27 protein-coding genes are annotated in these 26,428 nt (G+C 69.5%); 12 read left to right on the top strand and 15 right to left on the bottom strand.

Annotated elements, in window-relative coordinates:
* Positions 1 to 282: 282 nt before the first annotated feature.
* Entirely contained in the window at positions 283 to 924 is a 642-nt protein-coding gene (locus OHA03_RS24285) for a DNA-3-methyladenine glycosylase (protein WP_267005905.1), read from the bottom strand.
* A 73-nt stretch (positions 925 to 997) separates the two neighbouring features.
* Here OHA03_RS24285 and OHA03_RS24280 point away from each other — a divergent pair, with 73 nt between their 5' ends.
* The 3 genes from OHA03_RS24280 (at position 998) to OHA03_RS24270 (ending at position 3,017) form a co-directional block, all read left to right on the top strand.
* A complete protein-coding gene (locus OHA03_RS24280; protein ID WP_267005904.1) occupies positions 998 to 1,780 on the top strand; it encodes a sporulation protein in 783 nt (260 codons plus the stop codon).
* Positions 1,781 to 1,823: 43 nt separating this feature from the next.
* Entirely contained in the window at positions 1,824 to 2,354 is a 531-nt protein-coding gene (locus OHA03_RS24275; protein ID WP_267005903.1) for a YbhB/YbcL family Raf kinase inhibitor-like protein, read from the top strand.
* 156 nt (positions 2,355 to 2,510) lie between these two features.
* Positions 2,511 to 3,017, top strand: a complete 507-nt coding sequence (locus tag OHA03_RS24270) for an HNH endonuclease (protein WP_030920231.1) — start codon at positions 2,511 to 2,513, stop codon at positions 3,015 to 3,017.
* A 168-nt stretch (positions 3,018 to 3,185) separates the two neighbouring features.
* Here OHA03_RS24270 and OHA03_RS24265 read toward each other — a convergent pair whose 3' ends face one another.
* The 3 genes from OHA03_RS24265 to OHA03_RS24255 form a co-directional block, all read right to left on the bottom strand.
* Positions 3,186 to 4,115 carry an SPFH domain-containing protein gene (locus OHA03_RS24265; RefSeq protein WP_267005902.1) on the bottom strand — a complete coding sequence of 310 codons (930 nt, stop codon included), beginning with the start codon at positions 4,113 to 4,115 and terminating at the stop codon, positions 3,186 to 3,188.
* A gap of 126 nt (positions 4,116 to 4,241) precedes the next feature.
* Positions 4,242 to 4,670: an NfeD family protein gene (locus OHA03_RS24260; protein WP_267005901.1), complete on the bottom strand. Its 429-nt coding sequence runs from the start codon at positions 4,668 to 4,670 to the stop codon at positions 4,242 to 4,244.
* A 54-nt stretch (positions 4,671 to 4,724) separates the two neighbouring features.
* Positions 4,725 to 5,522, bottom strand: a complete 798-nt coding sequence (locus OHA03_RS24255; RefSeq protein ID WP_267005900.1) for an ABC transporter ATP-binding protein — start codon at positions 5,520 to 5,522, stop codon at positions 4,725 to 4,727.
* 123 nt (positions 5,523 to 5,645) lie between these two features.
* Between OHA03_RS24255 and OHA03_RS24250 the strand changes: the two genes are divergently transcribed.
* The gene (locus OHA03_RS24250) at positions 5,646 to 6,428 is read left to right on the top strand and encodes a hypothetical protein (protein WP_267005899.1); all 783 of its coding nucleotides are present in this window, start codon (positions 5,646 to 5,648) and stop codon (positions 6,426 to 6,428) included.
* 166 nt (positions 6,429 to 6,594) lie between these two features.
* Here the strand turns inward: OHA03_RS24250 and OHA03_RS24245 are convergent, their stop codons facing one another.
* The 3 genes from OHA03_RS24245 to OHA03_RS24235 form a co-directional block, all read right to left on the bottom strand.
* On the bottom strand, positions 6,595 to 6,843 hold the full coding sequence (locus OHA03_RS24245; RefSeq protein ID WP_030974440.1) for a chaplin family protein: 249 nt from the start codon (positions 6,841 to 6,843) through the stop codon (positions 6,595 to 6,597).
* A 146-nt stretch (positions 6,844 to 6,989) separates the two neighbouring features.
* Positions 6,990 to 7,634: a response regulator transcription factor gene (locus tag OHA03_RS24240; protein WP_267005898.1), complete on the bottom strand. Its 645-nt coding sequence runs from the start codon at positions 7,632 to 7,634 to the stop codon at positions 6,990 to 6,992.
* On the bottom strand, positions 7,627 to 8,772 hold the full coding sequence (locus tag OHA03_RS24235) for a GAF domain-containing sensor histidine kinase (RefSeq protein WP_267005897.1): 1,146 nt from the start codon (positions 8,770 to 8,772) through the stop codon (positions 7,627 to 7,629). Before OHA03_RS24235 ends, OHA03_RS24240 begins: the two co-directional genes overlap by 8 nt.
* A gap of 192 nt (positions 8,773 to 8,964) precedes the next feature.
* On the opposite strand from OHA03_RS24235, the gene OHA03_RS24230 reads away from it, so the two are divergent.
* The 3 genes from OHA03_RS24230 to OHA03_RS24220 all read left to right on the top strand — a co-directional run bounded on the left by OHA03_RS24230 (position 8,965) and on the right by OHA03_RS24220 (position 11,843).
* Positions 8,965 to 9,708: an SDR family oxidoreductase gene (locus OHA03_RS24230; RefSeq protein ID WP_267005896.1), complete on the top strand. Its 744-nt coding sequence runs from the start codon at positions 8,965 to 8,967 to the stop codon at positions 9,706 to 9,708.
* Positions 9,705 to 10,808 carry an S-adenosylmethionine:tRNA ribosyltransferase-isomerase gene (locus OHA03_RS24225; RefSeq protein ID WP_323181246.1) on the top strand — a complete coding sequence of 368 codons (1,104 nt, stop codon included), beginning with the start codon at positions 9,705 to 9,707 and terminating at the stop codon, positions 10,806 to 10,808. The genes OHA03_RS24230 and OHA03_RS24225 overlap by 4 nt, the downstream gene beginning before the upstream one ends.
* Before the next feature lie 285 nt (positions 10,809 to 11,093).
* Entirely contained in the window at positions 11,094 to 11,843 is a 750-nt protein-coding gene (locus OHA03_RS24220; protein WP_267005894.1) for a transglycosylase SLT domain-containing protein, read from the top strand.
* Positions 11,844 to 11,941: 98 nt separating this feature from the next.
* Here the strand turns inward: OHA03_RS24220 and OHA03_RS24215 are convergent, their stop codons facing one another.
* Positions 11,942 to 14,521 carry an FHA domain-containing protein gene (locus tag OHA03_RS24215; protein WP_267005893.1) on the bottom strand — a complete coding sequence of 860 codons (2,580 nt, stop codon included), beginning with the start codon at positions 14,519 to 14,521 and terminating at the stop codon, positions 11,942 to 11,944.
* A 244-nt stretch (positions 14,522 to 14,765) separates the two neighbouring features.
* Between OHA03_RS24215 and OHA03_RS24210 the strand changes: the two genes are divergently transcribed.
* Together OHA03_RS24210 and serB are read left to right on the top strand one after the other, a co-directional pair.
* Positions 14,766 to 16,436: a streptophobe family protein gene (locus tag OHA03_RS24210; RefSeq protein WP_267005892.1), complete on the top strand. Its 1,671-nt coding sequence runs from the start codon at positions 14,766 to 14,768 to the stop codon at positions 16,434 to 16,436.
* A gap of 165 nt (positions 16,437 to 16,601) precedes the next feature.
* On the top strand, positions 16,602 to 17,879 hold the full coding sequence (serB, locus tag OHA03_RS24205) for a phosphoserine phosphatase SerB (protein ID WP_267005891.1): 1,278 nt from the start codon (positions 16,602 to 16,604) through the stop codon (positions 17,877 to 17,879).
* An 88-nt stretch (positions 17,880 to 17,967) separates the two neighbouring features.
* On the opposite strand, the gene OHA03_RS24200 is transcribed toward serB, so the two are convergent.
* From OHA03_RS24200 to OHA03_RS24185, 4 genes are all read right to left on the bottom strand, one after another.
* Positions 17,968 to 18,486 carry a histidine phosphatase family protein gene (locus OHA03_RS24200; RefSeq protein ID WP_267005890.1) on the bottom strand — a complete coding sequence of 173 codons (519 nt, stop codon included), beginning with the start codon at positions 18,484 to 18,486 and terminating at the stop codon, positions 17,968 to 17,970.
* Positions 18,487 to 18,560: 74 nt separating this feature from the next.
* Complete coding sequence (locus OHA03_RS24195) at positions 18,561 to 18,764, bottom strand: hypothetical protein (RefSeq protein WP_267005889.1); 204 nt, start codon at positions 18,762 to 18,764, stop codon at positions 18,561 to 18,563.
* A 191-nt stretch (positions 18,765 to 18,955) separates the two neighbouring features.
* On the bottom strand, positions 18,956 to 19,072 hold the full coding sequence (locus OHA03_RS24190; RefSeq protein ID WP_267005888.1) for an SGM_5486 family transporter-associated protein: 117 nt from the start codon (positions 19,070 to 19,072) through the stop codon (positions 18,956 to 18,958).
* A 17-nt stretch (positions 19,073 to 19,089) separates the two neighbouring features.
* On the bottom strand, positions 19,090 to 20,403 hold the full coding sequence (locus OHA03_RS24185; RefSeq protein ID WP_267005887.1) for an MFS transporter: 1,314 nt from the start codon (positions 20,401 to 20,403) through the stop codon (positions 19,090 to 19,092).
* A gap of 121 nt (positions 20,404 to 20,524) precedes the next feature.
* Here OHA03_RS24185 and OHA03_RS24180 point away from each other — a divergent pair, with 121 nt between their 5' ends.
* The gene (locus OHA03_RS24180; RefSeq protein ID WP_267005886.1) at positions 20,525 to 21,199 is read left to right on the top strand and encodes a FadR/GntR family transcriptional regulator; all 675 of its coding nucleotides are present in this window, start codon (positions 20,525 to 20,527) and stop codon (positions 21,197 to 21,199) included.
* A gap of 36 nt (positions 21,200 to 21,235) precedes the next feature.
* On the opposite strand, the gene OHA03_RS24175 is transcribed toward OHA03_RS24180, so the two are convergent.
* The 3 genes from OHA03_RS24175 to fabG all read right to left on the bottom strand — a co-directional run bounded on the left by OHA03_RS24175 (position 21,236) and on the right by fabG (position 23,259).
* Positions 21,236 to 21,598 (bottom strand): hypothetical protein, encoded by a 363-nt coding sequence (locus OHA03_RS24175; RefSeq protein ID WP_267005885.1) that lies wholly within the window; start codon positions 21,596 to 21,598, stop codon positions 21,236 to 21,238.
* Positions 21,599 to 21,766: 168 nt separating this feature from the next.
* Positions 21,767 to 22,534, bottom strand: a complete 768-nt coding sequence (gene fabI / locus OHA03_RS24170) for an enoyl-ACP reductase FabI (RefSeq protein WP_267005884.1) — start codon at positions 22,532 to 22,534, stop codon at positions 21,767 to 21,769.
* A gap of 5 nt (positions 22,535 to 22,539) precedes the next feature.
* Positions 22,540 to 23,259 (bottom strand): 3-oxoacyl-[acyl-carrier-protein] reductase, encoded by a 720-nt coding sequence (fabG, locus tag OHA03_RS24165; RefSeq protein ID WP_267005883.1) that lies wholly within the window; start codon positions 23,257 to 23,259, stop codon positions 22,540 to 22,542.
* Positions 23,260 to 23,498: 239 nt separating this feature from the next.
* Between fabG and OHA03_RS24160 the strand changes: the two genes are divergently transcribed.
* Both OHA03_RS24160 and OHA03_RS24155 read left to right on the top strand, forming a co-directional pair.
* Positions 23,499 to 25,022, top strand: a complete 1,524-nt coding sequence (locus tag OHA03_RS24160) for a TldD/PmbA family protein (RefSeq protein WP_267005882.1) — start codon at positions 23,499 to 23,501, stop codon at positions 25,020 to 25,022.
* Positions 25,019 to 26,413 (top strand): metallopeptidase TldD-related protein, encoded by a 1,395-nt coding sequence (locus tag OHA03_RS24155; RefSeq protein WP_267005881.1) that lies wholly within the window; start codon positions 25,019 to 25,021, stop codon positions 26,411 to 26,413. Before OHA03_RS24160 ends, OHA03_RS24155 begins: the two co-directional genes overlap by 4 nt.
* The last annotated feature ends 15 nt before the right edge of the window (positions 26,414 to 26,428 follow it).

Below are 26,428 nucleotides of genomic sequence, written 5' to 3'. Positions count from 1 at the left end.
TACCAGACTCCTTTTCGTTCCGTTTCCGGTCCGAATTTGATTCCGATGGCCGTTGGAGTGCCCTTTGCCTTTCGGCGTGTTCACTACTTTAGTCGATTTCCTTGGCGGCTCATAATCGAGTCGATGGGTTCGAATTTCGGCATGCCGAAATCGCACCCGCCAGGGTGAGTCGAAGGTAGTGTTTGGCCGCTTCCGAGTGCTCAGGCTCGGTCCGATGGACCGTGCCGACAGCAGTACCCGTTCAAGCGGCTCGGACTACGTTAGGCGGCTCGCCGGGGCGAGTCAAGTTGCGCGGCGGCGTGGCGCATGGGGGCGATAGGGGCTCACGGTGGGGTCGCCGTCGATCCAGAAGCGCCAGGGATGCAAGGCACCGTCGCCGCCCACGCCGGTGCGAGGCCCGTTGCGTACCTGGTCGCAGGGTGGCGGGGTGCCGTGCAGCACGGACAACGAAGCACCCGGGTGGGCGATGGCGTCGGTGCCGTTCAGGGCCTTGTCGACGTCCAGGGCGGTGGCCAGACGGGCTGGCCCTTTGGCCAGTTCTCTGTCATTGCGGGCCGAGAATCGACGTTTGCGGCTGAGCTCGGCACCCACGCGGATCTCGCCGGCCCGGAGCAGTACACCGCTCGCCATGCCCTCGGGGCCGCACACCAGATTGAGGCAGTGCCACATGCCGTAGGTGAAGTAGACGTACACGTGGCCGGGCGGTCCGTACATCACGCTGTTGCGGTGGGTGCGGCCGCGGAAGGCATGGGAGCCGGGGTCGATCTCGCCCGCGTACGCCTCCACCTCGGTGAGGCGGAGTTCGATGGGGCCGTCGGGCGTGTCCCGTACCAGCGTCCGGCCCAGCAGGTCAGGTGCCACGTCCAGTACGGGGCGGTCGAAGAAATCGCGTGTCAGCGGCGTACGGTCCAAGCCCTCGATCATGGCGATCGAGGTTACCGGGAACCGACTACGGTCGTGGCGCGTATGTACGGGTCAGGACCAAGGAGGAGTAAACATGGGCTTCAAGCGGCTGCTCGCGAGCATGGGTGCCGGTGGTGCTTCGGTGGAGACGGAGCTGACCGAGCTCAACGTCGTACCGGGTGGGGTCGTCCAGGGCGAGGTGCGCATCCAGGGCGGTTCCGTGGCGCAGCAGATCGAGGGACTGTCGGTCGGCCTGCAGGCGCGCGTCGAGGTCGAGGGCAACGACCAGGAGATGAAGCAGGACATCGAGTTCGCCAAGCTGCGGCTCGGTGGTGCGTTCGAGGTGCAGGCCGGTGCGGTGCACGTCGTGCCGTTCGGGCTCGAGATTCCGTGGGAGACGCCGATCACGATGTTCGCCGGTCAGCACCTGCACGGCATGAACATCGGTGTGACGACCGAGCTGGAGATCGCACGGGCACTGGACTCGGGCGACCTCGACCCGATCAATGTGCACCCGCTGCCGGCGCAGCAGGCGATCCTGGACGCGTTCGGGCAGCTGGGCTTCGGCTTCCGGAGCGCGGACATGGAGCGTGGTCACGTTCGCGGTACGCGTCAGCGGCTGCCGTTCTACCAGGAGATCGAGTTCTTCCCGCCGCAGCAGTACCGGGGGCTGAACCAGGTCGAGCTGACGTTCGTCGCGGACGACCGCGAGATGGATGTCGTCCTGGAGATGGACAAGAAGCCGGGGCTCTTCAGTGAGGGCAGCGACTCCTACCGCGCGTTCAAGGTCGACCTGCACGACTACCAGGGGACCGACTGGGCGGCGTACCTCAACCAGTGGCTCGCCCAGGTCGGCGGTCAGCGCAACTGGCTCTAGGGTCGATGGCGAGTTACCGGAGCCGATCAGGAGAGGTGTTGACGTGACCGAGCCGAAGAGGCCGCCGCTTCCGCATGACTTCCATCCCGAGGTGCCGTCGTTCACGGTGGTGAGCGAGGATCTCACCCCTGGGGCCGTACTGGCCGATGCCCAGGTGTTCGCGGCCGGGAACACCTCGCCGCAGCTGCGGTGGGAAGGGTTCCCGGCGAACACCAAGAGTTTCGCCGTGACCTGCTTCGATCCAGATGCTCCGACGGGCAGCGGGTTCTGGCACTGGGTCGTCTTCGACATCCCGGCGTCGGTCACGGAGCTGCCGGCCGGTGCGGGCAGCGGAAAGTTCGACGGGCTGCCCGAGGGTGCTGTTCAGGTCCGTAACGACTACGGGTCGAAGGACTTCGGCGGTGCTGCGCCGCCGCCCGGGGAGAACCACCGCTACGTCTTCACCGTGTACGCGGTGGACACCGAGAAGCTGGGGGCCGACAGCGATGTGTCGCCGGCGGTCGTCGGCTTCAATCTGCGGTTCCACACGCTGGGACGTGCCCAGCTGATCGGTGAGTACCCCGGTCCCGCCTAGTACTCGGTGAGCTGAGAGTTCCCCTGCTGTTTGCCCTGCCCTGGTCTTGGAGAGATCAGGGCAGGGCATTTTTTATTGCGTTGTCCATCACGGCCTGCCCAGCCAGAGTTGATCCGGGCCTGCCGGGGGGCGGGCGGCACACGGGAGGTGGGCGAAATGCGGGACACGCTGGTTCTCAACGCGAGCTTCGAGCCGCTGTCGACGGTGACGCTGAACCGTGCAGTGGTGCTGATCCTGCAGGACAAGGCTGTCGTCGAGCAGTCGCACCCCGATCTCCGTATGCGTGGCGCCGCCGTGGACATTCCGGTGCCCCGCGTGATCAGGCTCTGCCGGTACGTACGGGTGCCGTTCCGAAGACAGGCGCCGTGGTCCAGAAGAGGTGTGCTGATACGGGACCAGCACCGGTGCGCGTACTGCGGGCGGCGGGCGACAACCGTCGACCATGTGGTGCCGCGGGCCCAGGGCGGTCAGGACACCTGGCTCAATACGGTGGCGTCCTGCGCCGAGGACAACCACCGCAAGGCGGCCCGGACGCCCGAGCAGGCGGGGATGCCGTTGCTGCGGGAGCCGTTCGTCCCGTCGCCTGCGGAGGCGATGCTGCTGGCGATGGGGGCCGGTGAGCGGTCGGCGCTGCCGGAGTGGCTGGACCGGACCGCGGCGTAGGAGACGTACGTACAACGTCGTACCGAAAGCCCGTCTTCGTACGTAAGAAGGCGGGCTTCCGTGTGTCTGCGGATCAGCTTCGCCGATGCGAGGTTGCAGGAGGGTCGTCCGGCATCCCTCGGCATGATCGGTGCGCGGCGCACTGATCAGGCCCGGGGTGTGTACGCGTCAGTCGACCGGGGGTTCCTCGCGGCGCTCCTTGCCGGTGTTGAAGCCGGGGAGACCCGTACCGAGGTTGCCGAAGGCGCCGCTGAGGCCCTTGAGGGCGTCGCCGATCTCGCTGGGCACGATCCAGAGCTTGTTGGCGTCGCCCTCGGCGATCTTCGGGAGCATCTGGAGATACTGGTACGAGAGCAGCTTCTGGTCCGGGTCGCCTGCGTGGATCGACTCGAAGACCGTACGGATGGCCTGGGCCTCGCCCTCGGCGCGCAGGGCCGCGGCCTTGGCCTCACCTTCGGCGCGCAGGATCGCGGACTGCTTCTCGCCCTCCGCGGTGAGGATCGCGGACTGCCGCGTTCCTTCGGCCTGGAGGATCGCTGCGCGCTTGTCCCGGTCGGCGCGCATCTGCTTCTCCATCGAGTCCTGGATGGAGGTGGGCGGCTCGATCGCCTTGAGCTCGACACGGTTGACGCGGATGCCCCACTTGCCGGTGGCTTCGTCGAGGACTCCGCGGAGGGCGGCGTTGATCTCCTCGCGGGAGGTCAGGGTCCGCTCCAGGTCCATGCCGCCGATGATGTTGCGGAGGGTGGTGACGGTGAGCTGCTCGATCGCCTGGATGTAGCTGGCGACTTCGTACGTCGCGGCGCGCGCGTCCGTCACCTGGTAGTAGATGACGGTGTCGATGTTGACGACCAGGTTGTCCTGGGTGATCACCGGCTGGGGCGGGAACGGGACGACCTGTTCACGGAGGTCGATCCGGTTGCGGATGGTGTCGATGAACGGAACGACGATGTTCAGGCCGGCGTTGAGCGTACGGGTGTAGCGGCCGAAGCGCTCCACGATGGCTGCGCTGGCCTGCGGGATGACCTGGATCGTCTTGATCAGGGCGATGAAGACGAGCACCACCAGAATGATCAGGACGATGATGATCGGTTGCATCGTGTTCCTCGTGCCCTTCGGTTGCCGACGGATCGCGATGATCGGGGTCGGATCTCATGAGGTCCGGATCTCATGATGATCGACATCGAGTCTGGCAGACCGCGGTCCGCCGTGTGTGCGGTTCGGTCACATGACCACGGCCGTGGCCCCGTCGATGTCCACGACATCCACGTGCCGGCCGGGTTCGAAGCTCTGCTCCCCGTCGTATGCGCGCGCGGACCAGACCTCGCCGGCCAGTTTGATGCGGCCGCCGTTGCCGTCGACCCGTTCCAGGACGACAGCCTGACGGCCCTTCAGTGCGTCGATGCCGGTGGCCAGTCGGGGCCGGTCCGCGCGGTGTCTGGCGGCGATCGGGCGAACCACCGCGATGAGCGCGACGGAGACCACCACGAACACCAGGACCTGGGCCACGATGCCGCCGCCCAGCGCCGCGACGACTGCCGCGGCGACCGCTCCGACAGCGAACATCCCGAACTCGGGCATCGCGGTCAGCACGAGCGGAATGCCCAGCCCGACCGCGCCGATCAGCCACCACACCCACGCGTCGATGTCCACGTGGTCATGGTAGGACCGCGGGTCCCTTCGCCGACAGGGTTGCGATCAGGACATTCAGGACAGCGGAAGGCCGTGCGCGGTGTATCGCTCGCTGGCGTGCTCGACGATGAGCGGCAGACCGAAGCAGAGGGAGAGGTTCCGGGAGGTGAGCTCCGTCTCCATGGGGCCCGCGGCAAGGACCTTGCCCTGACGGATCATGAGGACGTGGGTGAAGCCGGGTGCGATCTCCTCGACATGGTGGGTGACCATGATCATGGAGGGGGCGAACGGGTCACGGGCGAGCCGGCCGAGGCGGCGGACCAGGTCCTCGCGGCCACCGAGGTCGAGACCGGCGGCGGGTTCGTCGAGGAGGAGGAGCTCGGGGTCGGTCATCATGGCGCGGGCGATCAGCGTGCGCTTGCGCTCACCCTCGGAGAGGGTGCCGAACTTCCGGTCGAGGTACTCGGTCATGCCGAGCCGGTCGAGGAAGGCGCGGGCGCGGTCCTCGTCGACGGCGTCGTAGTTCTCGTGCCAGGTGGCGGTCATGCCGTACGCGGCGGTGAGCACCGTCTGCAGGACCGTCTGGCGCTTGGGAAGCTTCTCGGCCATGGCGACACCCGCGATACCGATGCGGGGGCGCAGGTCGAAGACGTCGGTGCCGACGCCGCCGAGCTGCTCGCCGAGGATCTTGGCGGTGCCCTTGGTCGGGAAGAGGTAGCTGGACGCGATGTTGAGGAGAGTGGTCTTGCCGGCGCCGTTCGGGCCGAGGATGACCCAGCGCTCCCCCTCCTTGACCGACCAGGAGACGTCGTCCACCAGAGCGCGTCCGTCGCGGACCACGGATACGTCCACCAGCTCCAGTACATCGCTCATGAGCGCGTTGTCTCCCCATACAGTCTCGAGATCGTCGCGTGCCTGCGGGCACAGCTCCCAGGCAAAACTTACGCCACCCCAGGAGTGCTCCGGCTCTTAGGTCCGGTTCCCTAGGCTGTTCCCATGCTTTCGGAACCACGCTCAGGGCTGCTGGCCGCATGGGGTAACGCGCTTCTGGCCGGACTTGTGTCGCCGGACGACGCGGTGCTCGCGATTGTCGGAGAGGACGCGGTGCACCGCGTCGAGGGATTGCCTGGTGAGGCGGGGCCGGTCGGGCTCACGCTCGCGCTGGGGCGGCTGCGGGGACTGGGGGCGACGGGCTTCCGGGTCGCACTGCCGGTGCCGGGGCATCCGCTGGGGCTCAGCGGTCCGCCGGAATTCAACGCGCGGGCGTTGGAGGCGGAGGAGGCGGTGATCGCTTCCGGTGTGCCCTACGGGCTGGTGCCCGAGGTCCGGGAGGTGGGGCCGGCCGGGGATCTGCACGTCGAGGTGGTGTGGCGTTGCCTGCCGGTGCGGGAGGCAACGCCGGCCGATGTCCCATCGCTGAGCGAGGCGGAGCGGGAGCTCGCGGAGGCCTTGCGGGATGCGACGGCGGTGCTGTCGCGGCTGGACGTGGCCGGCTCGGGGCCGGTGGCGGAGGCAGCGGTGGATGCGTACCGGGCGCGGGTGGAGCGGGGGCGGGAGGTGCTCGCTCCCGGGTATCCGCCACGGGCGGTACGAGTACTGGAGCTGGCTCAGCGGGTGGGGCTGCTGATCTCGGTGGCGTCCGAGAACGGGCACGGCGGGGCGGTGAGCGCGTCGGAGATCGCCGCGCGGGCGGACGCGTTGCGGCCGGTGGAGCGAGTGGCCCGGCGGGCTCAGGTGGCCGCGTACAACGCCTATGTGGAGAGCCGGGAGCGGGGGTAGCCGGCAGGGTGGAGCACTGGGGCCGTCCGGTGGCCGCTCCGCCCTCTACCGCCGGACAGGATCGATGGTTGAGGTTGATGGACCGCCACTTGGGACGCGGTGCTGCATGGTTGATGCCGGACGGATCCCTGGTTGGGCCCGTCCGGCATCAACTGGCTTGTGCGGGTCAGCCGTTCAGACCGAAGTTGCCGAAGGCCGGGTTGAGCAGGCCGATCACGTTGACCGTGTTGCCGACCACGTTCACCGGGACATGGACCGGGACCTGGATGACGTTGCCGCTGACCACGCCCGGGGAGTGGGTCGCTGCGCCGTGGGCGCCCGCGCCGTGGCCGGTGGCGGAGGCCGCGCCCGCGCCGGCGGCGATGATGCCACCGGCGATCACGGTGACGGCAGCGGCCTTCTTCAGGTTCTTCACTTCAGGATCCTCCTAGCATCGCTGCGGCCAGCCGCCGCAGCACGCATGGAGAACGCTCCCGTGCCGGACAGGATGCGCCGTACGGGTGACATACACCCGACAGTATGAATCTCAGTCTGGAGGGAACCGGTCCGCTTCAGCCCTGATCAGCCTGCCACCCCATGTCGGACGGCCCAGAGGGCGGCCTGGGTGCGGTCCGACAGATCCAGCTTCATCAGAATGTTCGAGACGTGCGTCTTCACGGTCTTCTCGGAGAGGACCAGCGCCCTGGCGATCTCACGGTTGGAACGGCCGTCGGCGATCAGGCCCAGTACTTCCCGCTCCCGTTCGGTGAGAGTGCTCCCCCGGCCCGTACCGCCGCCGGCGTCCTCCTGGGCGAGCAGGGCTCCGGCGACCTCCGGCTGGAGCAGGACATGGCCCGCGTACACCGAGCGGATGGCGCCGGCCAGTGCGTCCGGGTCGACGTCCTTGTATACGTAGCCGGAGGCGCCCGCGCGCAGGGCGGGGACCACCGTGCGCTGCTCGGTGAAGCTGGTGACGATCAGCACCTTGGCCGGGTTCTCCAGCTCCCGGAGCTTGCGGAGCGCCTCGATGCCGTCCGTGCCCGGCATCTTGATGTCCATCAGGACCACGTCGGGGCGCAGCTCCTCGCTCCTGGCCACACCCTCCGCGCCGTCGGCCGCCTCGCCGACGACCTCTATGTCGTCCTGGATCTCCAGGAACGTACGCAGACCGCGGCGCACCACCTGGTGGTCGTCGACCAGCAGCACCCTGATGATCTTGTCAGCCACCGGGTACCTCCATCTCGATCGTGGTGCCCTTGCCGGGCGCCGATTCAACGGTGAGCCTTCCGCCGACACCGCTCGCGCGGTCCCGCATCGACACCAGTCCCAGATGGCGGCCGGCCTGCCGGGTCGCCATGGGTTCGAATCCGCTGCCGTCGTCGGTGATCCGCAGTACCGTGCCGGAGCCGCGCCGGGCCAGCGTGACGTCGACCCGTTCGGCGCCCGAGTGGCGCAGCGCATTGTGCAGGGCTTCCTGGGAGACCCTGAGCAGCGCCTCCTCCTGAGCGGCGGGCATGGCCCGTACGCCGAGGCTCTCGAAAGTGACCCGGGCGCTGTGGGCGCGGTCCAGGACCTGGATCTGGGTACGGAGCGTCGCGACGAGGCCGTCCTCGTCGAGCGCGGCGGGGCGCAGCTCGACGACGGCGGCTCGCAGCTCGTCCGCCGCCTCGGCGGCCAGCACGGCGACCTGCTGGAGCTCGCTCTTGGCGCGGGCCGGGTCGCGGTCGACCAGGGCGGCGGCGGCCTGGGCCGTCAGCCGCAGGGAGAACAGCTTCTGGCTGACCGCGTCGTGCAGCTCGTGGGCGAGCCGGGACCGTTCCTCGGCGATGGTGAGCTCACGGCTGCGCTCGTACAGTCTGGCGTTGGTGAGGGCGATCGCCGCGTGCTGGGCGAGGATCGACAGCAGCTCCTCGTCCTGTGCGGTGAAGCCGCAACCGCCCTGTGGCTTGGGGCATCGCTTGTTGGCGAGAAAGAGCGCGCCGATGATTTCGTCGCCGTCCCTGATCGGCAGGCCGAGGAAATCGGACATGTCGGGGTGGGCGTCGGGCCAGCCCTCGAAACGGGGGTCCTTGCGGACGTCGGCGAGGCGCTGGGGCTTCGCCTCGTGGAGCATCGCGGCGAGGATGCCGTGCTGCCGGGGCAGCGGGCCGATGGCCTTCCACTGCTCGTCGCTGACGCCGTCGACGACGAACTGGGCAAAACCGCCGTGGTCGTCGGGGACGCCCATGGCCGCGTACTCGGCGTCCAGCAGGTCGCGGGCCGAGGCGACGATCGTCTTCAGGACGTCACGCATTTCCAGGTGCCGGCTCATGGCGAGCAGTGCGGCACTGACCGCTGCGAGGCCCGACGGTGGGCTGTGACTCATGGCCTCACCGTACCGGCGGGGTGGCCGCGCCGTATCGGCCTGTGGACGGCGGGTGCTTAGGGCGCTGGGCCTAGGTCGAAGTTCCTTGCGGGGGTGCGGCTCACGGCCGAGGCGCGGCGTGTGGGGGCGTTCCTACGTTGGCTGTGCCGAGGGTTCATCGGCCATTGCCGACGTAATAAGGAGACGGTTGTCATGCCTGTCGCAATGATCACGGGCGCTTCGAAGGGGCTGGGCCGTGCGCTGGCCGCGGCGCTCGCACAGCGGGGCTGGGATCTGGTGCTGGATGCCAGGACCGCCGGGGTGCTGGAGGGGGCGGCGACGGAGCTGGCGGGGTACGGGGCACGGGTGGTCGCAGTGCCCGGCGATGTCACGGACGCCGGACACCGCCGGGAGCTGGTGGCCGCCGCCGGGGAGCTCGGCGGACTCGATCTGCTGGTGAGCAATGCGAGTGCGCTGGGCGCCGAGCCGCTCGTGCGGCTCGATGCGCTGCCGCTGGACGGGCTGCGGCAGGCGCTGGAGACCAATCTGGTGGCGGCGCTCGGTCTGGTGCAGGGGGCGCTGCCCCTGCTGCGAGCCTCGGCGGCGGGCGCGGTCGTGGTGGTGAGTTCGGATGCGGCGGCGGAGCCGTACGAGACCTGGGGCGGTTACGGGGCGTCGAAGGCGGCACTCGACCAGCTGGCCGCGGTGCTGGGGGTGGAGGAGCCGGGGCTGCGGGTGTGGGCGGTCGATCCGGGAGACATGCAGACCGGTCTCTATGCGGCGGCGGTACCGGACGACGACGATCCGCGACCGCTTCCGGAAAGTGTGGTTCCCGCGTTCCTGCGGCTGCTGGAGCGGCGGCCGGCCAGCGGGCGGTATGCGGCGCCGTGGCCGGCGGAGTCGGAGCCGGACGATTCCGAGCCGGCCGGGTCGGCGTGGTCGGGGGCGGGACTGTGACCGCACTGGATGCGTTGCGGGTGCCCGCGGAGCTCTCGGCACGAGTGCCTGCGGAGCAGAGGGGTGCGGGGCGTGACGACGTACGGCTGCTGGTGTCGCGCGGGCAGAAGGTCTCGCACCATGCGTTCCGCGACCTGCCGGGGCAGCTGCGGGCCGGGGACGTACTCGTGGTCAATACGTCGCCGACGCTGCCCGCCGCTGTGAACGGCCGGGTGGGAGGTGCCCGCGTCGTCGTGCACTTCTCGACGCGGGGCGATGACGGGCGGTGGGCGGTGGAGCTGCGCCGCCCGGACGGGACGGGAGCGACGGTGCCCCGCCGCGGTGGGCCGGCCGGGGCCGTCGTGCATCTGCCGGGCGGTTCACGGCTGGTGCTGGAGGAGCCACTGGGCGGCACGGGCGGGTACGGCACGGGGCCGCTGGGTGCGACGGTGGGGGCCAGGCTGTGGTGGGCGCGGGTGTCGGTGGAGGTGCCGGGGCTGCTGCGGCAGTACGGGCGGCCGATCCGTTACGGCTATACGGAGCGGGACCAGCCGCTGTCCGCATATCAGACTGTCTTCGCCGTGGACTCCCCCGACGGGAGCGGATCGGCGGAGATGCCGAGCGCCGCTCGGCCGTTCACCACGCGGCTGGTGGCCGCGCTGGTCAGCCGCGGCGTGCAGTTCGCGCCGCTGACGCTGCATACGGGGGTGGCCTCGGCGGAGGCGCACGAGCCGCCGTACCCGGAGCGCTTCGTCGTACCGCGCGCGACGGCCTGGCTGGTCAATGCGGCACGGGCAGGCGGTGGGAAGGTCATCGCGGTCGGTACGACGGCGGTACGGGCGCTGGAGTCGTCGGCGGGGGCGGACGGGGTGGTGCGCGCGGCCGCCGGCTGGACGGATCTGGTGGTGACGCCGCAGCGCGGCGTGCGGGCGGTGGACGGTCTGCTGACAGGGCTGCACGAGCCGGAGGCCTCCCATCTGCTGATGCTGGAGGCGGTCGCGGGGCGGGCCCCGCTGCAGTGCGGATACGCGGAGGCGCTGCGCCATCGGTACCTCTGGCACGAGTTCGGGGACGTGCATCTGCTATTCCCCGATCCGGAACATAACACTCCGAATTGCTGAAGCAACGGATGGCGAGATTGTTACCCGGTCGGTGTGAGGCCGCACATAGGACACACGTCACTTACGAAGCTCCGTAGTGGATACTTAAGCCCCACACCAGTCGGCATGAGCGCGGGCCGTCACGTAGGAGCGGGTCCGTGATCCACTATCCGGGTTCGTACGTCACATAATTGCCTCAGCATTTTGCGCCCGCTAAGAATTGCTCTCGTCCCCGACGGAGATGCGAACCCGTCGCATCCGTCTTCGTCCTCCGTGAGGACCCGCAATTCGAAGAGGTACGACTGCATGTCCACGTCCAGCATCCACAGCCGTCTTCGTCGTCTGAGCAAGACCCAGAAGCTCTCTGCCGCGGGTGTCTCCGCCGCCTGCTGCGCCGCCCTCTCGCTCTCCCTCGTCCCGGCCCACGCCGAGACCCCTGCCGAGCCGCAGGCCGCCTCCGCCGCACCGGTGGTCATCGACGGCCTCCCGCAGGCCAAGACCATCCAGGCCAGCATCATCGAGCAGCACTCCACCGCCGAGAAGCTGGTGAAGGCCGCCGACGCCGTCAAGGCGAAGAAGGCCGCCGCCGCCAAGGCGAAGGCGAAGGCCGCCGCGAAGGCCAAGGCTGTCGCGAAGGCCAAGGCCAGGGCGAAGGCCGCCGCGAAGGCCAAGGCCGATGTCGCGAAGCGGTCCCCCCAGGCCGCCAGCCGCTCCGTCGCCCGCACGCCGGTCTACGCCAACAACCTGAACGGCTGGATCACCGAGGCGCTGGACATCATGAAGGCCCACGGCATCCCGGGCTCGTACGACGGCCTGCACCGCAACATCATGCGGGAGTCCACCGGTAACCCGAACGCGGTCAACGGCTGGGACATCAACGCCCAGAACGGCACCCCGTCCTGTGGCCTGCTGCAGGTCATCCAGCCGACGTTCAACGCGTACCACGTCTCCGGTACCTCGACGAACATCTACGACCCGGTCGCCAACATCACCGCCGCGGCCAACTACGCCGCCGACCGGTACGGCTCGATCGACAACGTCAACAGCGCGTACTGATCAACCCGAGGCGCCATGCACAACGCCGAAGGGCGGCACCCCATTCCGGGTGCCGCCCTTCGGCGTTCCGTGCGTGCTGTGCACGCTGCGCCCCTGCGCTACTTGCGCATGACTTCCGGCTCGTGGCGGCGCAGCAGGCGCGCCACCGCGAAGCCGCAGATGATGCCGAGGAACAGCAGCACCGCGATGTTCATCCCCCACTGACCGGCCGTGTGCTCCCACAGCGGGTCGAGGTCGGTCGGGTTCTTCTGGTCCCACGGCGGCATCAGGTGCGCGAGGTCGAGCGTCGAGCCCGCGGCCGCGATGGCCCAACGGGACGGCATCAGCCAGGCGAACTGCTCCAGGCCGGGCGATCCGTACACCTGGAAGAGGATGCCGGTGAAGACGACCTGGACGATCGCGAACATGACCAGCAGCGGCATGGTCTTCTCGGCGGTCTTCACCAGCGAGGAGATCACCAGGCCGAACATCATCGAGGTGAAGCCCAGCGCAGTGATCGTGACGCAGAGCTCGACGGCCGGCGGCATGATCAGGCCCTCTTCGGGCAGGTCGCGGGTGGCGAAGCCGATGCCGCAGATAATGACGCCCTGGATGGCCGTGATCGCGCCGAGGACGATCACCTTGGACATCAGATAGGCGGAGCGGGAGAGGCCGGTGGCCCGTTCCCGTTCGTAGATGACGCGTTCCTTGATCAGTTCTCGTACGGAGTTGGCCGCACCCGAGAAACACATGCCGACCGCGAGGATCAGCATGATCGTTCCGGCGTCTCCGTTGAACTTCGACGGCGGCTTCGGAGGGGCCAGGCCGAAATCGGCAGGGATGACCACGCTGACGATGCCGAGGACCGCGGGCAGGATCACCATCAGACCCATGAAGCCCTTGTCGGACGCGATCACCGACACGTATCGACGGATCAGCGTCCACAGCTGCGTCATCCAGCCCTGCGGCTTCGGCGGACGCATCTGCTGCGGCGGCGGCATGTGTACGGACTGTGCGGCGACGGCGTCGATGTCCGCGGCGTACATCTGGTAGTGCTGCGAGCCGCGCCAGCGGCCCGCCCAGTCGTAGTCGCGGTAGTTCTCGAACGCGGAAAAGACGTCGGCCCAGGTGGTGTAGCCGAAGAAGTTGAGCGCTTCCTCCGGCGGACCGAAGTAGGCGACGGAACCGCCCGGCGCCATGACGAGCAGCTTGTCGCAGATCGCCAGCTCGGCGACCGAGTGCGTGACGACGAGGACCGTACGGCCGTCGTCGGCGAGACCGCGCAGCAGCTGCATGACATCGCGGTCCATACCCGGATCGAGGCCTGAGGTCGGCTCGTCCAGGAAGATCAGCGACGGCTTGGTGAGCAGCTCGAGGGCGACGGAGACACGCTTGCGCTGGCCACCGGAGAGCGAGGTGACCTTCTTGTCCTTGTGGATGTCGAGCTTGAGCTCGGCGAGGACCTCATGGATCCGGGACTGGCGCTCGGCCTCGGTGGTGTCCGCAGGGAAGCGCAGCTTGGCCGCGTACTTGAGGGCCTTGGTGACCGTGAGTTCCTTGTGCAGGATGTCGTCCTGCGGGACCAGGCCTATGCGCTGGCGCAGCTCGGCGAACTGCTTGTACAGGTTCCGGTTGTCGTAGAGGACATCGCCCTGGTTGGCGGGCCGGTAGCCGGTGAGCGCCTTGAGCAGGGTGGACTTGCCGGAACCGGACGGGCCGATGACTGCGATGAGCGACTTCTCCGGGACGCCGAACGAGACGTCCTTGAGAATCTGCTTCCCGCCGTCGACCGTCACCGTGAGGTGCCGGGCGGAGAAGGAGACCTCACCGGTGTCGACGAACTCCTCGAGCCGGTCGCCGACCAGACGGAACGTCGAGTGACCGACACCCACGATGTCGTTCGGACCGATGAGCGCGGAGCCGGACTTGTGGAGCGGCTGACCGTTGACGTACGTGCCGTTGTGGGAACCGAGATCGCGGATCTCGAAGCGGCCGTCGGGGGTCGCGTGGAACTCGGCGTGGTGGCGCGAGACCTGGAGGTCGGAGACGACGAGTTCGTTCTCCAGCGCACGGCCGATGCGCATCACACGGCCGAGGTCCAGCTGGTGGAACGTGGTCGGGCTGCGGTCGCCGTAGACCGGCGGGGCCCCCGCGGCACCGCCGGGACCACCTGCGCCGGGTTTCTGTGCCATGCCCTGCTGGTGCGGCACGTGAGGCTGCTGGTGCTGGGCGTGCTGTTGCGGCTGGCCCTGGGGCGTCTGCTGCCGGCCCTGCTGCTGGTGCTGGGGCTGTTGCGATGCGGGATCCGGCCAGCCGGCACCACCCTGCTGGGGCTGCTGGGCGGGGGCCTGCGGCGCGCCCGCACCCTGGCCGCTGTACACATCGGCACCCGCGGCGGATCCGCTGAAGCTCAGCCGCGGTCCGTCAGTGGCGTTGCCCAGGTACACGGCGGAGCCCGGCCCGATGTCCATCTGGTGGATCCGCTGCCCCTGCACATAGGTGCCGTTGGTGGAGCCGTGGTCCTCGATGAACCAACTGCGGCCCCCCCAGCTGATCGTGGCATGCCGCCACGACACCCTGGCGTCGTCGATCGACAGGTCGCCCTGCGGATCGCGCCCCAGGGTGTACGGCCTGGACGGATCGAGCGTCCAGGTCCTTCCATTCAATTCCAGTACGAGTTCCGGCACTCCGCGCCCCACTAGTTGTCCCCCGAGTTACCCCCATCACAGGGAGTCTAGGGATGCTGAACATCGTGGGGAACTATTCCAGGAGCTGTCCCCGATACGAAAGTCGGGCCGGTTCAGGACCGTGACGAGACCTGCGCCCACGCACCGTTGACTCGGGAGAAACATGCTCGGAGAGTGGTAAGCGCCCATGAGTGCGTACGGATCATGAGCGACTAGGTCAACTCAGGTCATCTCGGTGCGGATTGAGGGGGTCCTGATGGCGAGGGACGTACGCGGGAGCGGTGGCGGTACAGGGCACATCCCTTGGGGAGATGTGGTGTTGGCCGCCATCGCCTCGGTCGGCTGGGCGATGGTCGCGATGGCGGGGACGGCGGCCCTCGGACTGCATCTGCTCGGCGCCGACTCGGTGGGGGCACTGGGGCCGATGACGGCGGCCGTGGTGGTGCTGGGAGCGGGCGGATCGGTCTCTCCGTCGGGCGATGTCTCGGCGTTCGGGCTGGACGGGGCCGAGGCGCACGCCGCCCTGTCGGTCACACCGCTGGGGGTCGGGCTGGCCGGTGCGCTGTTCCTCTCCTTCTTCTTCCTGCGGTCGCTGCGCGGGGCGGGAGCGGCGCTGCCCGGTGCCGAACTCGCGGTCCGCGCAGGGGCGGTGGTGGTGATGTTCGTCGCCGTGCTCGGCGGGCTGGCCTGGGCCGGTCACGATGTCGTGACGATCGACGGTGCGTCGCTGGGTCTGGACGAGGTGCCAGGGGCGAACGGTGACGCCCCCGGTGGGGCCGGGGGCATCGGGGACCTGCTGCCGGGCGGGCTCGGTGATCCGGGTGACCTCGGCGGGCTGCTGCCGGGCCGGCTGGCGGATCTCGCAAGGGCGCAGGCCCATGTCGGGTTCACGGTCGACGCAGTGAAGTCGCTGGTGGGCGGGGCCTGCTGGGTGCTCGGGGTGCTGGTGATCGCAGTTCTGGCCTCGCGTCGTACGCCGTTGCCGTCCCGTCTGGCGTGGCTGCACCGGACCGTACGTCCGGCGGTGTCCGCGCTGGTGTCAGTGCTGCTCGTGGCGGTGGTCGCCGGGTGCGCGGCAGCGGCGTACGCGGCGGTCGGCGACGACCACCCGAAGCGGATCGCGGGTGCCGCGCTGCTCGGGGCGCCGAACGGGACGTGGCTCGGGGTGCCGCTCGGCCTCTTCGTGCCGTGGGACGGACAGGCGACCGGAGAGCCGGCCAAGCTGCTTCCCGATCCGCTGGACGAGCTGTTGCGGATGTCCGCCGACGAACCGGTGACGGTCGGGAGGCTGGCCGAACTGGACCACCGGGTCTGGCTGCTGGCGGTCGCCGCCGCGGTGATGATGCTGTACGCCGGGGTGCTGGCCGCGACACGTACCGACCGGGGAGAGGAGACCGCCGCCCGGTTCGCGGGGCGGTGTGCGCTGCGGCTCGGAGGCGTGACGGCAGCGGCCCTGCCACTGCTGGTGTGGCTGACGCAGGTCTCCGCCGACGGATCGCTTTCGGTGCTGGGCTTCGATGCGTTCGGGGCCGGGATCGAGCTGCACGGGCATCCGGGGACGGCCGCGGTACTGGGTGCGGTGTGGGGTGCGGGTGCGGGTGGGGTGGGGGCGCTGGTGGCGTGCGGGGCGGGAGCGGTTCCTGCGGTTCCGGCAGGGTCATCGGGTCGGGGTGGCGACGAAGGCGGTGGGGGTGGTCCGGTGCCTGGGCCGTATACGCCGTCGCGGCCGTACCGGCCGTCGCACGAGGAGACCAACCCGTATCTGCGCCCGCATCCGGCGGACCCGATCCACGGGGCGCCGACGGTGGTGGGACCGATCGTCCCGCCCACCGCGCCGCAGGTGCCGCCCCCGGGGCCCGGGCCGGCGCCGCGGGACGGGGGGCCGGACGGGGGGCCGCCGCCCGACCGGCCGCCCGCGCGGGGGTGAACGGGTTTCCTCGACCGCCGGGCGAGTGCGAGAACGCCAGGTGAAAGCTCCGCTCCCGGGCGCCGGACCGGCTTGGAAACGCGCCGGTCGGGAAGCCCTTCCCGGTGTCCGGTCCGCGGGACGGGGCTTCGGGCGTGTGAGGCGGACCGATACGGTGGAGGCACCATGAGCGCATCTCAGCCCCCTCAGTCCTCCCCGTCTCCTGAGCCCCCTGAGGCCCCTGCGTCCCGTCAGGGCGCCGACACCCCCACCCTTCTCGTCAAGATCTTCGGGAAGGACCGTCCCGGCATCACCGCCGGGCTCTTCGACACGCTCGCCGCCTACGCGGTCGATGTCATCGATATCGAGCAGGTCGTCACCCGTGGCCGTATCGTCCTGTGCGCGCTGGTCACCGCTCCCACCGGTGGTACCGCCGCGGCCGGCACCACCGAGGGCGATCTGCGGGCGACCGTGCACAGCTGGGCCGAATCGCTGAAGCTGCAGGCCGAGATCATCTCCGGGACCGGTGACAACCGGCCGCGTGGTTACGGGCGCTCCCATGTGACCGTGCTCGGACACCCGCTGACCGCCGAGTCGACGGCAGCCATAGCGGCCACGATCACGTCGACGGGCGGCAACATCGACCGGATCTTCCGGCTGGCGAAGTACCCGGTCACGGCCGTCGAGTTCGCCGTGTCCGGCACCGCGACCGCGGAGCTGCGGACCGCGCTGGCCACCGAGGCCGCCGGGATCGGGGTCGATGTCGCCGTCGTATCGGCCGGACTGAGCCGCCGTGCGCAGCGGCTGGTCGTCATGGATGTCGACTCGACGCTCATCCAGGACGAGGTCATCGAGCTGTTCGCGGCCCACGCCGGCTGTGAGGACAAGGTCGCCGAGGTGACCGCGCAGGCGATGCGCGGCGAGCTCGATTTCGAGCAGTCGCTGCACGCGCGGGTGGCGCTGCTGGCGGGGCTCGACGTGTCGGTGGTGGACAAGGTGCGCGCCGAGGTGCGACTGACGCCCGGCGCCCGCACGCTGATCCGTACGCTGAAGCGGCTCGGTTACCAAGTGGGCGTCGTCTCCGGCGGGTTCACCCAGGTCACCGACGATCTGAAGGAACGGCTCGGGCTCGACTTCGCCTCTGCCAACACTCTGGAGGTGGTCGACGGCAAGCTCACCGGCCGGGTCGTCGGCGACATCGTGGACCGGGCGGGCAAGGCCAGGCTGCTACGCAGCTTCGCCGAGCAGGCCGGGGTGCCGCTTGCGCAGACCGTGGCGATCGGTGATGGCGCGAATGACCTGGACATGCTGAACACGGCCGGCCTCGGGGTCGCCTTCAACGCCAAGCCGGTCGTCCGCGAGGCCGCGCACACCGCGGTGAACGTGCCGTTCCTGGACACCGTGCTGTATCTGCTCGGAATCACCCGTGAGGAGGTCGAGGCCGCCGACGGTCTCGTCGACTGACCGACCGGCCCCGTACCTCGTGCACGGGACAGGCCCCGGCACTGACCATGCGTCCCGTGCCGGGGCCTTTCCGCCTACTGCGGCGTGATCAGTCGTTCGGCGTCCAGTATTCGACGAGCTTGCCCACCCCGTGCTCCACGCCCTTCCAGGAGCCGGAGAACTCGATCACGGCGAACGCGGCGGTCGGGAAGCCGCCGCGGGTCATCCGGGCCATGGTCTCGCCCTCCGCCGAACCGGCCAGGGCGTCCGCGAGGGCATGCATGCCGGGGTTGTGGCCGATGAGCAGCAGGTTCTGTACGTCGTCGGAGGTCTCGTTCAGCAGGGCGATCAGGTCGCCGAGGGAGGCCTCGTACAGCCGCTCCTCGTACACGGTCTTGGGCCGGTGAGGCATCTCGTGCACCGCCAGCTTCCAGGTCTCGTGCGTCCTGACGGCGGTCGAGCACAGGGCCAGATCGATGACGATGCCGGAGTCGACGAGTTTGCGGCCTGCCACGGGGGCATCCTTGCGGCCACGCTCCGCGAGCGGCCGCTCATGGTCGGAGTCCTGCGACCATTCCGCCTTTGCATGCCTGAGTAGGACGATCCTGCGAGGTGTATCGACGCTCATACACCTCAGCTTCGCACGAAATGAGACGCCCGGCGCAGGGTGTTGGAGGGCTCCCCCACTGCGGGTGAACGGGGTCAGCGGGCCAGCAGGTCCACGATTCGCTCAAGCAGCTGACCGATCGCCGAATCGCCCGTCGCGGCGTGCGCCTCGCCGGATCCGGAGATCAGCAGCAGTGCGCCGAACGCGACCGCGGGCAGCGCGACGGCCCACCACGGCAGCCTGACCTCGACACCGGCAGAGGCCGGGCGGGGGGATCGGGTGTAGGTACGGGCCGCCATGTCCGCCTCCGTGGGCCATCGGTTCTGATACTCAGAACTTACGGATGCGGGGATGCCGGTCCCATCCGGCGACCCACCCACTTCACCCTGACCCTGGCCCCCTAGGGGATGGTGGTGCTAGCCCCACCATCGGCCCCGGCGGCGGAACGCGCGAGGAGCGGCGGCGCGGTCCAAGGCGTCGGAGAGAGGCGTCAGGGGGAGGCGACCGAGGCGATCACTCCGATGATCACCGTGATCAGGAGCATCGCCCCGAGCACGAGAAGAAGCTTCTTCTGACCGTTCTGGGGATTCGGATCGAGAACTGGCATGGGGCCAGTCTCGCATCTCAGCATTCGTCCTCGATCGTCCGGTCCCGCCCGGCCAGGATCCCCGCCACCATCTGCGGCACCATCAGGCCCGCCATTAGCGCGATCGGCAGTCCCCAGCCGCCGCTGTGCTGGTAGAGCACGCCGACGAGCAGCGGACCGGGGATCGAGATCAGATAGCCGGTGGACTGGGCGAACGCGGACAGCCGGACCACTCCGGCGCCGCTGCGGGACCGCATGCCGATCATGGTGAGGGCGAGCGGGAAGGCACAGTTGGCGATGCCGAGGAGCACCGCCCAGGCCCAGGCGCCGCCGGCCGGTGCGAGGTAGAGGCCCGCGTAGCCGACGAGGCCGCAGGCGCAGAGGAAGACGACGATCGGGCCCTGGTTCCTCATCCGGGCGGCGACCCGCGGGATGACGAAGGCGAGCGGCACGCCCATGGCCATGGTCACGGCGAGCAGGACGCCCGCCGTGCCCGCCGAGACCCCGGCGTCGCGGAAGATCTGCGGCATCCACCCCATGGCGATGTACGCGGCGGTGGCCTGCAGGCCGAAGAAGCAGGCGAGGCCCCAGGCGGTGCGGCTGCGGGTGATCCGCAGCGCCGGGGCATCCACGTGCTGCCGGGCGGTGGCCTGTCCGGGGGCGCCGCGACTGTCCCGCAACAGCGGGATCCAGGGCAGCACCGCGGCGACGGCGAGCACGGCCCAGATTCCGAGGCCGGCCTTCCAACTGCCACCGAGCGCATCGGTCATGGGCACGGTGACGGCTGCGGCGAGCGCGGTGCCGAGGGCCAGCGCCATCGAGTAGAGGCCGGTCATGGAGCCGACCCGGTCCGGGAACCAGCGCTTGACGATCACCGGCATCAGGATGTTGCTGACGGCTATGCCCATGAGGGCGAGTGCGCTGGCGGCGAGGAAGCCGGCCGTGGAGCCGACGAACGGCCGGATCACCAGACCGGCCGCGATGGCGACCATGCCGGCGCAGACGACCGCACCGGGGCCGAAGCGGCGGGCGAGGCGCGGCGCCATGATGCCGAAGACCGCGAAACAGAGCGGCGGCACGGAGGTGAGGACACCGGCGACGCTGCCGCTCATGTGCAGCCCGTCCCGTACCTCTTCGAGCAGGGCGCCGAGGCTGGTGATGGCGGGGCGGAGGTTGAGCGCGGTGAGGACGAGACTGACGGCGACCAGACGGAGCACCCAGGGGGCGGGGCCGGCCGGGCCGGAGGTGGTCTGCACGGTCTGCGGTGCCGGGGAGTCCGTGGCGGAGGCCGTCGCCGTGCCGGTGTGCGGGCTCTGGGTCCGGGTCTGGGGATGGGTCTCGTCTTCGGGCATGAGGTCCATCATAGAATCATGGGATGATTGATTGTCCACTCGTCCGAGAGCCTTCGGAAACCTCCGAGAAATCCGGGAACCGGAGAATCCGGAAGCCCCGAGGATCCGAGCAAGGAGCATCATGACTTTGACGTCCCCGCGGCGGTCGGCACTCGCCGACCAGGTGATCGCACAGCTGAGGAATCAGATCACCTCGGGCGAGTGGCCCGTCGGTTCGCGGATTCCGACCGAACCCGAACTGGTGGAGCAGCTGGGGGTGGCCCGTAACACCGTCCGCGAGGCGGTGCGCGCGCTCGCGCACAACGGGCTGCTGGACATCCGGCAGGGGTCGGGCACGTACGTCGTCGCCACCAGCGAGCTGGCCGGAGTGATGCACCGCCGGTTCGCGTCCGCCGACCCGCGCCATGTCGCCGAGCTGCGGTCGACGCTGGAGTCGTCAGCGGCCCGGCTGGCGGCCGCCCGGCGCACCGAGCGGGATCTGAAGCAACTGGACGCGCTCATGGCGCGTCGCGAGGAGACCTGGGCCGCGGGTGACGCCGAGGCGTTCGTGGCCGCGGATGCGACGCTGCACCTGGCCGTGGTCGCCGCCTCGCACAATGACGTGCTGACGGGCCTCTACGCCGACCTGGGGGATCTGCTGCGCGACTATCTGCGGGTCGATGTCGGGCACGAGCTACGGCCGGAGAACCATATGGACCACGCGCGGCTGGTCGAGGCGATCCGGGCCGGTGACGCGGAGACAGCGGCCGCCGAGGCCGCGAGTCATGCGCTCAGCTGCCTGGTGGACCGGGTCTGACCCGAATGCTCCGCAAGGGCCGGGAGACGGGTTCACCTAGATCCGTTGGTGGGTGATCCAGACGGAGGCGACCTCCTTCCAGCAGCGGTCGTCGAGCCGTACCGTCTGTCCGGGGGCGACGTCGACGGGTATGCCGTCCGCGTCTATGTCCCACCAGCGGTCGCATTCGGTGTGCAGTTGTACCCGGTCGTTGGTCGGGTACGGGTTGTGGCAGTAGGCGACCACCCAGGAGCCCTGGACCGACGTACGGCAGTCGGCGCCGTGCGGGTCCGGGAGGGGGGCGGTCGGCGCGGACGCCCCGGGCCACCCCAGGCCGGATATGCCTATGGGGACGACAACTGCGGCGACGGCGACCGAGGCCGCAAGCAGGGCCCAGGTTCGGCGACGTATGGGGCGCACAGCGACCTCCTCCCCGCAGCCTGACCAAAAGTCCGGTTCCACCACATTCTGCGGTGCATCGACCATCTTTTCGACTTGAGCGGCGAGCGGCCGGGCGGGGACGCACGACGGCCGCGCACCATCTGCTCAGAGGTGGTACGCGGCCGTTTCGTACAGGGTTCTACGAGGTCAGGCACCCATCATGTGCACGCCACCGTCGACGTGGATGATCTCGCCCGTGGTCTTCGGGAAGAAGTCCGAGAGCAGCGCGACGACGCCGCGGCCGGCCGGCTCCGGGTCGGCCATGTTCCAGGAGAGCGGGGAGCGGGTGTTCCAGACGTCCGCGAGTTCCGAGAAGCCCGGGATGGACTTGGCGGCCATCGAGCCGATCGGGCCCGCAGAGATCAGGTTGCAGCGGATGTCGTCCTTGCCCAGGTCGCGGGCGAGGTAACGAGAGGTGGCCTCCAGGGCGGCCTTGGCCGGACCCATCCAGTCGTACTGCGGCCAGGCGAACTGTGCGTCGAAGGTGAGGCCGACGATCGAGCCGCCCTCGCTCATCAGCGGCTTGCAGGCCATGGCGAGCGACTTCAGCGAGAACGCCGAGACGTGCATCGCGGTGGCGACGGACTCGAACGGGGTGTTGAGGAAGTTGCCGCCGAGCGCGTCCTGCGGCGCGAAGCCGATGGAGTGGACGACGCCGTCCAGCGAACCGAGCTCCTCACGGACCAGGCCTTCGAGCCGGTCCAGGTGCTCGGTGTTGGTCACGTCCAGCTCGATGACCTTGGCGGGCTTGGGCAGCTTCTTGGCGATGCGCTCCGTCAGCGTGGGCCGGGGGAAGGCGGTCAGGATGACTTCGGCACCCTGCTCCTGGGCCACCTTGGCGGTGTGGAAGGCGATGGACGACTCCATCAGCACACCGGTGATGAGGATGCGCTTGCCGTCGAGAATTCCGATCATGGTGGTCAGTGACCCATGCCCAATCCGCCGTCAACGGGGATGACGGCTCCAGTGATGTACGACGCGTCGTCGGAGGCGAGGAAGCGCACCGCGGCGGCGATCTCCTCGGGCCGCGCGTAGCGGGCCAGCGGCACCTGGGCGACGATGCCCTTGCGCTGCTCCTCGGTGAGCGCCTGGGTCATGTCGGTGTCGACAAAACCGGGCGCGACGACGTTGAAAGTGATGTTCCGCGAGCCGAGCTCGCGCGCCAGCGACCGGGCGAAGCCGACCAGACCGGCCTTGGAGGCGGCGTAGTTGGCCTGCCCCGCCGAGCCGAGGAGACCGACGACGGAGGAGATGAGGACGACGCGGCCCTTCTTGGCGCGCAGCATGCCGCGGTTGGCGCGCTTGACGACCCGGAAGGTGCCGGTGAGGTTGGTGTCGAGTACGGACGTGAAGTCCTCCTCGGACATCCGCATCAGCAACTGGTCCTTGGTGATACCGGCGTTGGCCACCAGAACCTCGACCGGACCGTGCTTCTCCTCGATCTCCTTGTAGGCCTGCTCCACCTGCTCGCTGTCGGTGATGTCGCACCGGACGGCCAGAACGCCCGCCTCGGTGAGGGCCTGGGGCGGCTCGCCCGAGCGGTACGTGATCGCGACCTTGTCGCCGTTGTCGGCGAAAGCGCGGGCGATGGCGAGGCCGATGCCCCGGTTTCCTCCGGTGACGAGAACCGAGCGGCTCAACGGATCACCCTTTCGATAGCGGTCTGGTACCTCGAAAACCTATCGGTACCAGGTGCTCCACGGGGAATCGGCCCCTGACAGTGGCTTCCGCGAGGCACTGTGGGGTTCCTACAGTGCCTCGCCCCGCGCCGCCGGAACCTCCGCGGAAAAATACGGGAAAAACAGAGGCCCCTGACGGGCTCGCACCGCATGATTCACTGCGGAGACACATCGCACAGGTCGAGAAGGGGAAAGCCGACGTGCCCCATGAGGTAGATCAGTCATTCCTGGCCCTGCCGCTACGGGCCCTCGCCGACGCGGCGCTGGCCCGGGCCCGCGCGCTGGGCGCCGTCCATGCGGACTTCCGCTTCGAGCGGGTACGCAGTGCGTCCTGGCGGTTGCGGGACGCCCGGCCCGCCGGGACTTCGGACACCACCGATCTCGGGTACGCGGTGCGCGTGGTGCACGGCGGGGCGTGGGGGTTCGCGTCCGGCGTGGATCTGACCATGGACGCGGCGGCGAAGGTCGCGTCCCAGGCGGTCGCCATGGCGAAGCTGTCGGCCAAGGTGATCGCGGCGGCCGGGTCCGACGAGCGGGTGGAGCTGGCGGACGAGCCGGTGCACGGCGAGCGGACCTGGGTGTCGGCGTACGACGTCGACCCGTTCTCCGTACCGGACGAGGAGAAGGCGGGGCTGCTGGCCGAGTGGAGCAGCCGGCTCCTCGGCGCGGAGGGTGTCGCACATGTGGACGCCTCGCTCATGACCGTCCACGAGAACAAGTTCTACGCGGACACGGCGGGCACCGTCACCACCCAGCAGCGGGTGCGGCTGCATCCGCAGTTCACCGCCGTCGCCGTGGACGGGACGACCGGTGAGTTCGACTCGATGCGGACCATCGCGCCGCCGGTGGGCCGCGGCTGGGAGTACCTCACGGGCACCGGCTGGGACTGGGACTCCGAGCTGGAGCAGATCCCGGGGCTGCTCGCCGAGAAGATGCGCGCGCCGAGCGTCGAGGCGGGGAGGTACGACCTGGTCGTCGACCCGTCGAATCTCTGGCTGACGATCCACGAGTCGATCGGGCATGCCACCGAGCTGGACCGGGCGCTGGGTTACGAGGCGGCGTACGCCGGGACCTCGTTCGCCACCTTCGACCAGCTGGGCAAGCTGGCGTACGGCTCGCCGGTGATGAATGTGACGGGCGACCGCACCGCCGAGCACGGGCTCGCGACCATCGGGTACGACGACGAGGGTGTCGAGGGCCAGTCCTGGGACCTGATCAAGGACGGGACACTCGTTGGTTACCAGCTCGACCGGAGGATTGCGAAGCTGACCGGTCTCGGCCGGTCCAACGGGTGTGCGTACGCCGACTCGCCGGGCCATGTCCCCGTACAGCGGATGGCGAACGTGTCGCTGCAGCCGGATCCGGGCGGACTGTCCACGGAGGATCTGATCGGCGGGGTGGAGCGCGGCATCTATGTGGTCGGCGACCGGTCCTGGTCGATCGACATGCAGCGCTACAACTTCCAGTTCACCGGGCAGAGGTTCTTCCGCATCGAGAACGGCGAGCTGGCCGGTCAGCTGCGCGATGTCGCGTACCAGGCGACGACGACGGACTTCTGGGGCTCGATGGAGAAGGTCGGCGGCCCGCAGACGTACGTCCTGGGCGGCGCCTTCAACTGCGGCAAGGCCCAGCCGGGCCAGGTCGCGGCCGTCTCGCACGGCTGCCCCTCCGCCCTCTTCCGAGGCGTGAACATCCTCAACACGACGCAGGAGGCGGGCCGATGAGCCGCGTCAGCAAGCCGTACGAGATCGTCGAGCGCGCGCTCGAACTGTCCACCGCCGACGGCTGTGTGGTCATCGCCGACGAGGACTCCTCCGCCAATCTGCGCTGGGCGGGCAACGCGCTCACCACGAACGGGGTGACCCGGGGCCGGACCCTGACGGTCATCGCGACGGTCGACGGCGCCGAGGGCGCGGCGTCCGGTGTGGTGTCCCGTTCCGCGGTCACCGCCGACGACCTGGAGCCGCTGGTGCGGGCCGCCGAGGCCGCCGCGCGCGGGGCCGGGCCCGCCGAGGACGCGCAGCCGCTGGTCACCGGCGTGCCCTCGTCCCCCGATTTCATGGATGCCCCGGCCGAGACGAGTTCCGAGGTGTTCGCGGAGTTCGCCCCGGCTCTCGGTGACGCCTTCGCCCGCGCCCGGGCCGGCGGCCGCGAGCTGTACGGGTTCGCGCACCACCAGCTGACGTCGACGTATCTGGGCACGTCGACGGGGCTGCGGCTGCGCCACGACCAGCCGAACGGGACGCTGGAGCTGAACGCCAAGTCCCCCGACCGCTCGCGTTCCGCCTGGGCCGGCCGGGCCACCCGGGACTTCAAGGATGTCGACCCGGCCGAGCTGGACGCGGAGCTGGCACAGCGGCTGGGTTGGGCGGAGCGCCGTATCGAGCTGCCCGCCGGGCGGTACGAGACGCTGCTGCCGCCCACCGCCGTGGCCGATCTGCTGATCTACCAGCTGTGGTCGTCGACGGCCCGGGACGCCGCCGAGGGCCGGACGGTCTTCTCCAAGCCGGGGGGTGGCACCCGGCTCGGCGAGACGCTGTCCGAGCTGCCGCTGACCCTGCGCAGCGACCCGAACGCGCCCGGGCTCGAGTCCGCGCCGTTCGTGATCGCCCACTCCTCCGGGGACAGCGCTTCCGTCTTCGACAACGGGCTTCCGCTGTCGTCGACCGACTGGATCCGGGACGGCCGGCTGGACCGTCTGACGACCACCCGGCACACGGCCGGACTGACCGGGCTGCCGGTGGCTCCGGCGATCGACAACCTGCTGCTCGACGGCGGTGGTGAGCGGTCGCTGGACGAGATGGTGGCGGCGACGACCGGCCGGGCCCTGCTGCTGACCTGCCTCTGGTACATCCGGGAGGTCGATCCGGCGACGCTGCTGCTGACCGGGCTCACCCGGGACGGGGTGTATCTGGTGGAGGACGGCGAGGTGGTCGGCGAGGTGAACAACTTCCGGTTCAACGAGTCGCCGGTCGATCTTCTGTCGCGGGCCGTCGAGGCGGGCCGTACCGAGAAGACGCTGCCGCGCGAGTGGGGCGACTGGTTCACCCGGGCCGCGATGCCGGCGCTGCGGATCCCGGACTTCAATATGAGTTCGGTCAGCCTCGGGGTGTGACCCTAGACTGACCAT

The organism is Streptomyces sp. NBC_00154 (assembly GCF_026342835.1).
Taxonomy (GTDB): domain Bacteria; phylum Actinomycetota; class Actinomycetes; order Streptomycetales; family Streptomycetaceae; genus Streptomyces.
The sequence above is the reverse complement of the archived record's forward strand: the minus strand, read 5'-3'. Positions and strand labels throughout refer to the sequence as shown.

What these genes read in the sequence shown, in the direction of transcription:
- OHA03_RS24250 (WP_267005899.1), top strand. Translation starts at nt 5,646, where the DNA reads ATGCTTTCGGAACCACGCTCAGGGCTGCTGGCCGCATGGGGTAACGCG.
- OHA03_RS24235 (WP_267005897.1), bottom strand. Translation starts at nt 8,772, where the DNA reads ATGAGTCACAGCCCACCGTCGGGCCTCGCAGCGGTCAGTGCCGCACTG.
- OHA03_RS24200 (WP_267005890.1), bottom strand. Translation starts at nt 18,486, where the DNA reads ATGAGCGTCGATACACCTCGCAGGATCGTCCTACTCAGGCATGCAAAG.
- OHA03_RS24265 (WP_267005902.1), bottom strand. Translation starts at nt 4,115, where the DNA reads ATGCAACCGATCATCATCGTCCTGATCATTCTGGTGGTGCTCGTCTTC.
- OHA03_RS24220 (WP_267005894.1), top strand. Translation starts at nt 11,094, where the DNA reads ATGTCCACGTCCAGCATCCACAGCCGTCTTCGTCGTCTGAGCAAGACC.
- OHA03_RS24155 (WP_267005881.1), top strand. Translation starts at nt 25,019, where the DNA reads ATGAGCCGCGTCAGCAAGCCGTACGAGATCGTCGAGCGCGCGCTCGAA.
- OHA03_RS24285 (WP_267005905.1), bottom strand. Translation starts at nt 924, where the DNA reads ATGATCGAGGGCTTGGACCGTACGCCGCTGACACGCGATTTCTTCGAC.
- OHA03_RS24180 (WP_267005886.1), top strand. Translation starts at nt 20,525, where the DNA reads ATGACTTTGACGTCCCCGCGGCGGTCGGCACTCGCCGACCAGGTGATC.
- fabI (WP_267005884.1), bottom strand. Translation starts at nt 22,534, where the DNA reads ATGATCGGAATTCTCGACGGCAAGCGCATCCTCATCACCGGTGTGCTG.
- OHA03_RS24210 (WP_267005892.1), top strand. Translation starts at nt 14,766, where the DNA reads ATGGCGAGGGACGTACGCGGGAGCGGTGGCGGTACAGGGCACATCCCT.
- OHA03_RS24190 (WP_267005888.1), bottom strand. Translation starts at nt 19,072, where the DNA reads ATGCCAGTTCTCGATCCGAATCCCCAGAACGGTCAGAAGAAGCTTCTT.
- OHA03_RS24195 (WP_267005889.1), bottom strand. Translation starts at nt 18,764, where the DNA reads ATGGCGGCCCGTACCTACACCCGATCCCCCCGCCCGGCCTCTGCCGGT.
- OHA03_RS24280 (WP_267005904.1), top strand. Translation starts at nt 998, where the DNA reads ATGGGCTTCAAGCGGCTGCTCGCGAGCATGGGTGCCGGTGGTGCTTCG.
- OHA03_RS24270 (WP_030920231.1), top strand. Translation starts at nt 2,511, where the DNA reads ATGCGGGACACGCTGGTTCTCAACGCGAGCTTCGAGCCGCTGTCGACG.
- serB (WP_267005891.1), top strand. Translation starts at nt 16,602, where the DNA reads ATGAGCGCATCTCAGCCCCCTCAGTCCTCCCCGTCTCCTGAGCCCCCT.
- OHA03_RS24255 (WP_267005900.1), bottom strand. Translation starts at nt 5,522, where the DNA reads ATGAGCGATGTACTGGAGCTGGTGGACGTATCCGTGGTCCGCGACGGA.
- OHA03_RS24185 (WP_267005887.1), bottom strand. Translation starts at nt 20,403, where the DNA reads ATGCCCGAAGACGAGACCCATCCCCAGACCCGGACCCAGAGCCCGCAC.
- OHA03_RS24230 (WP_267005896.1), top strand. Translation starts at nt 8,965, where the DNA reads ATGCCTGTCGCAATGATCACGGGCGCTTCGAAGGGGCTGGGCCGTGCG.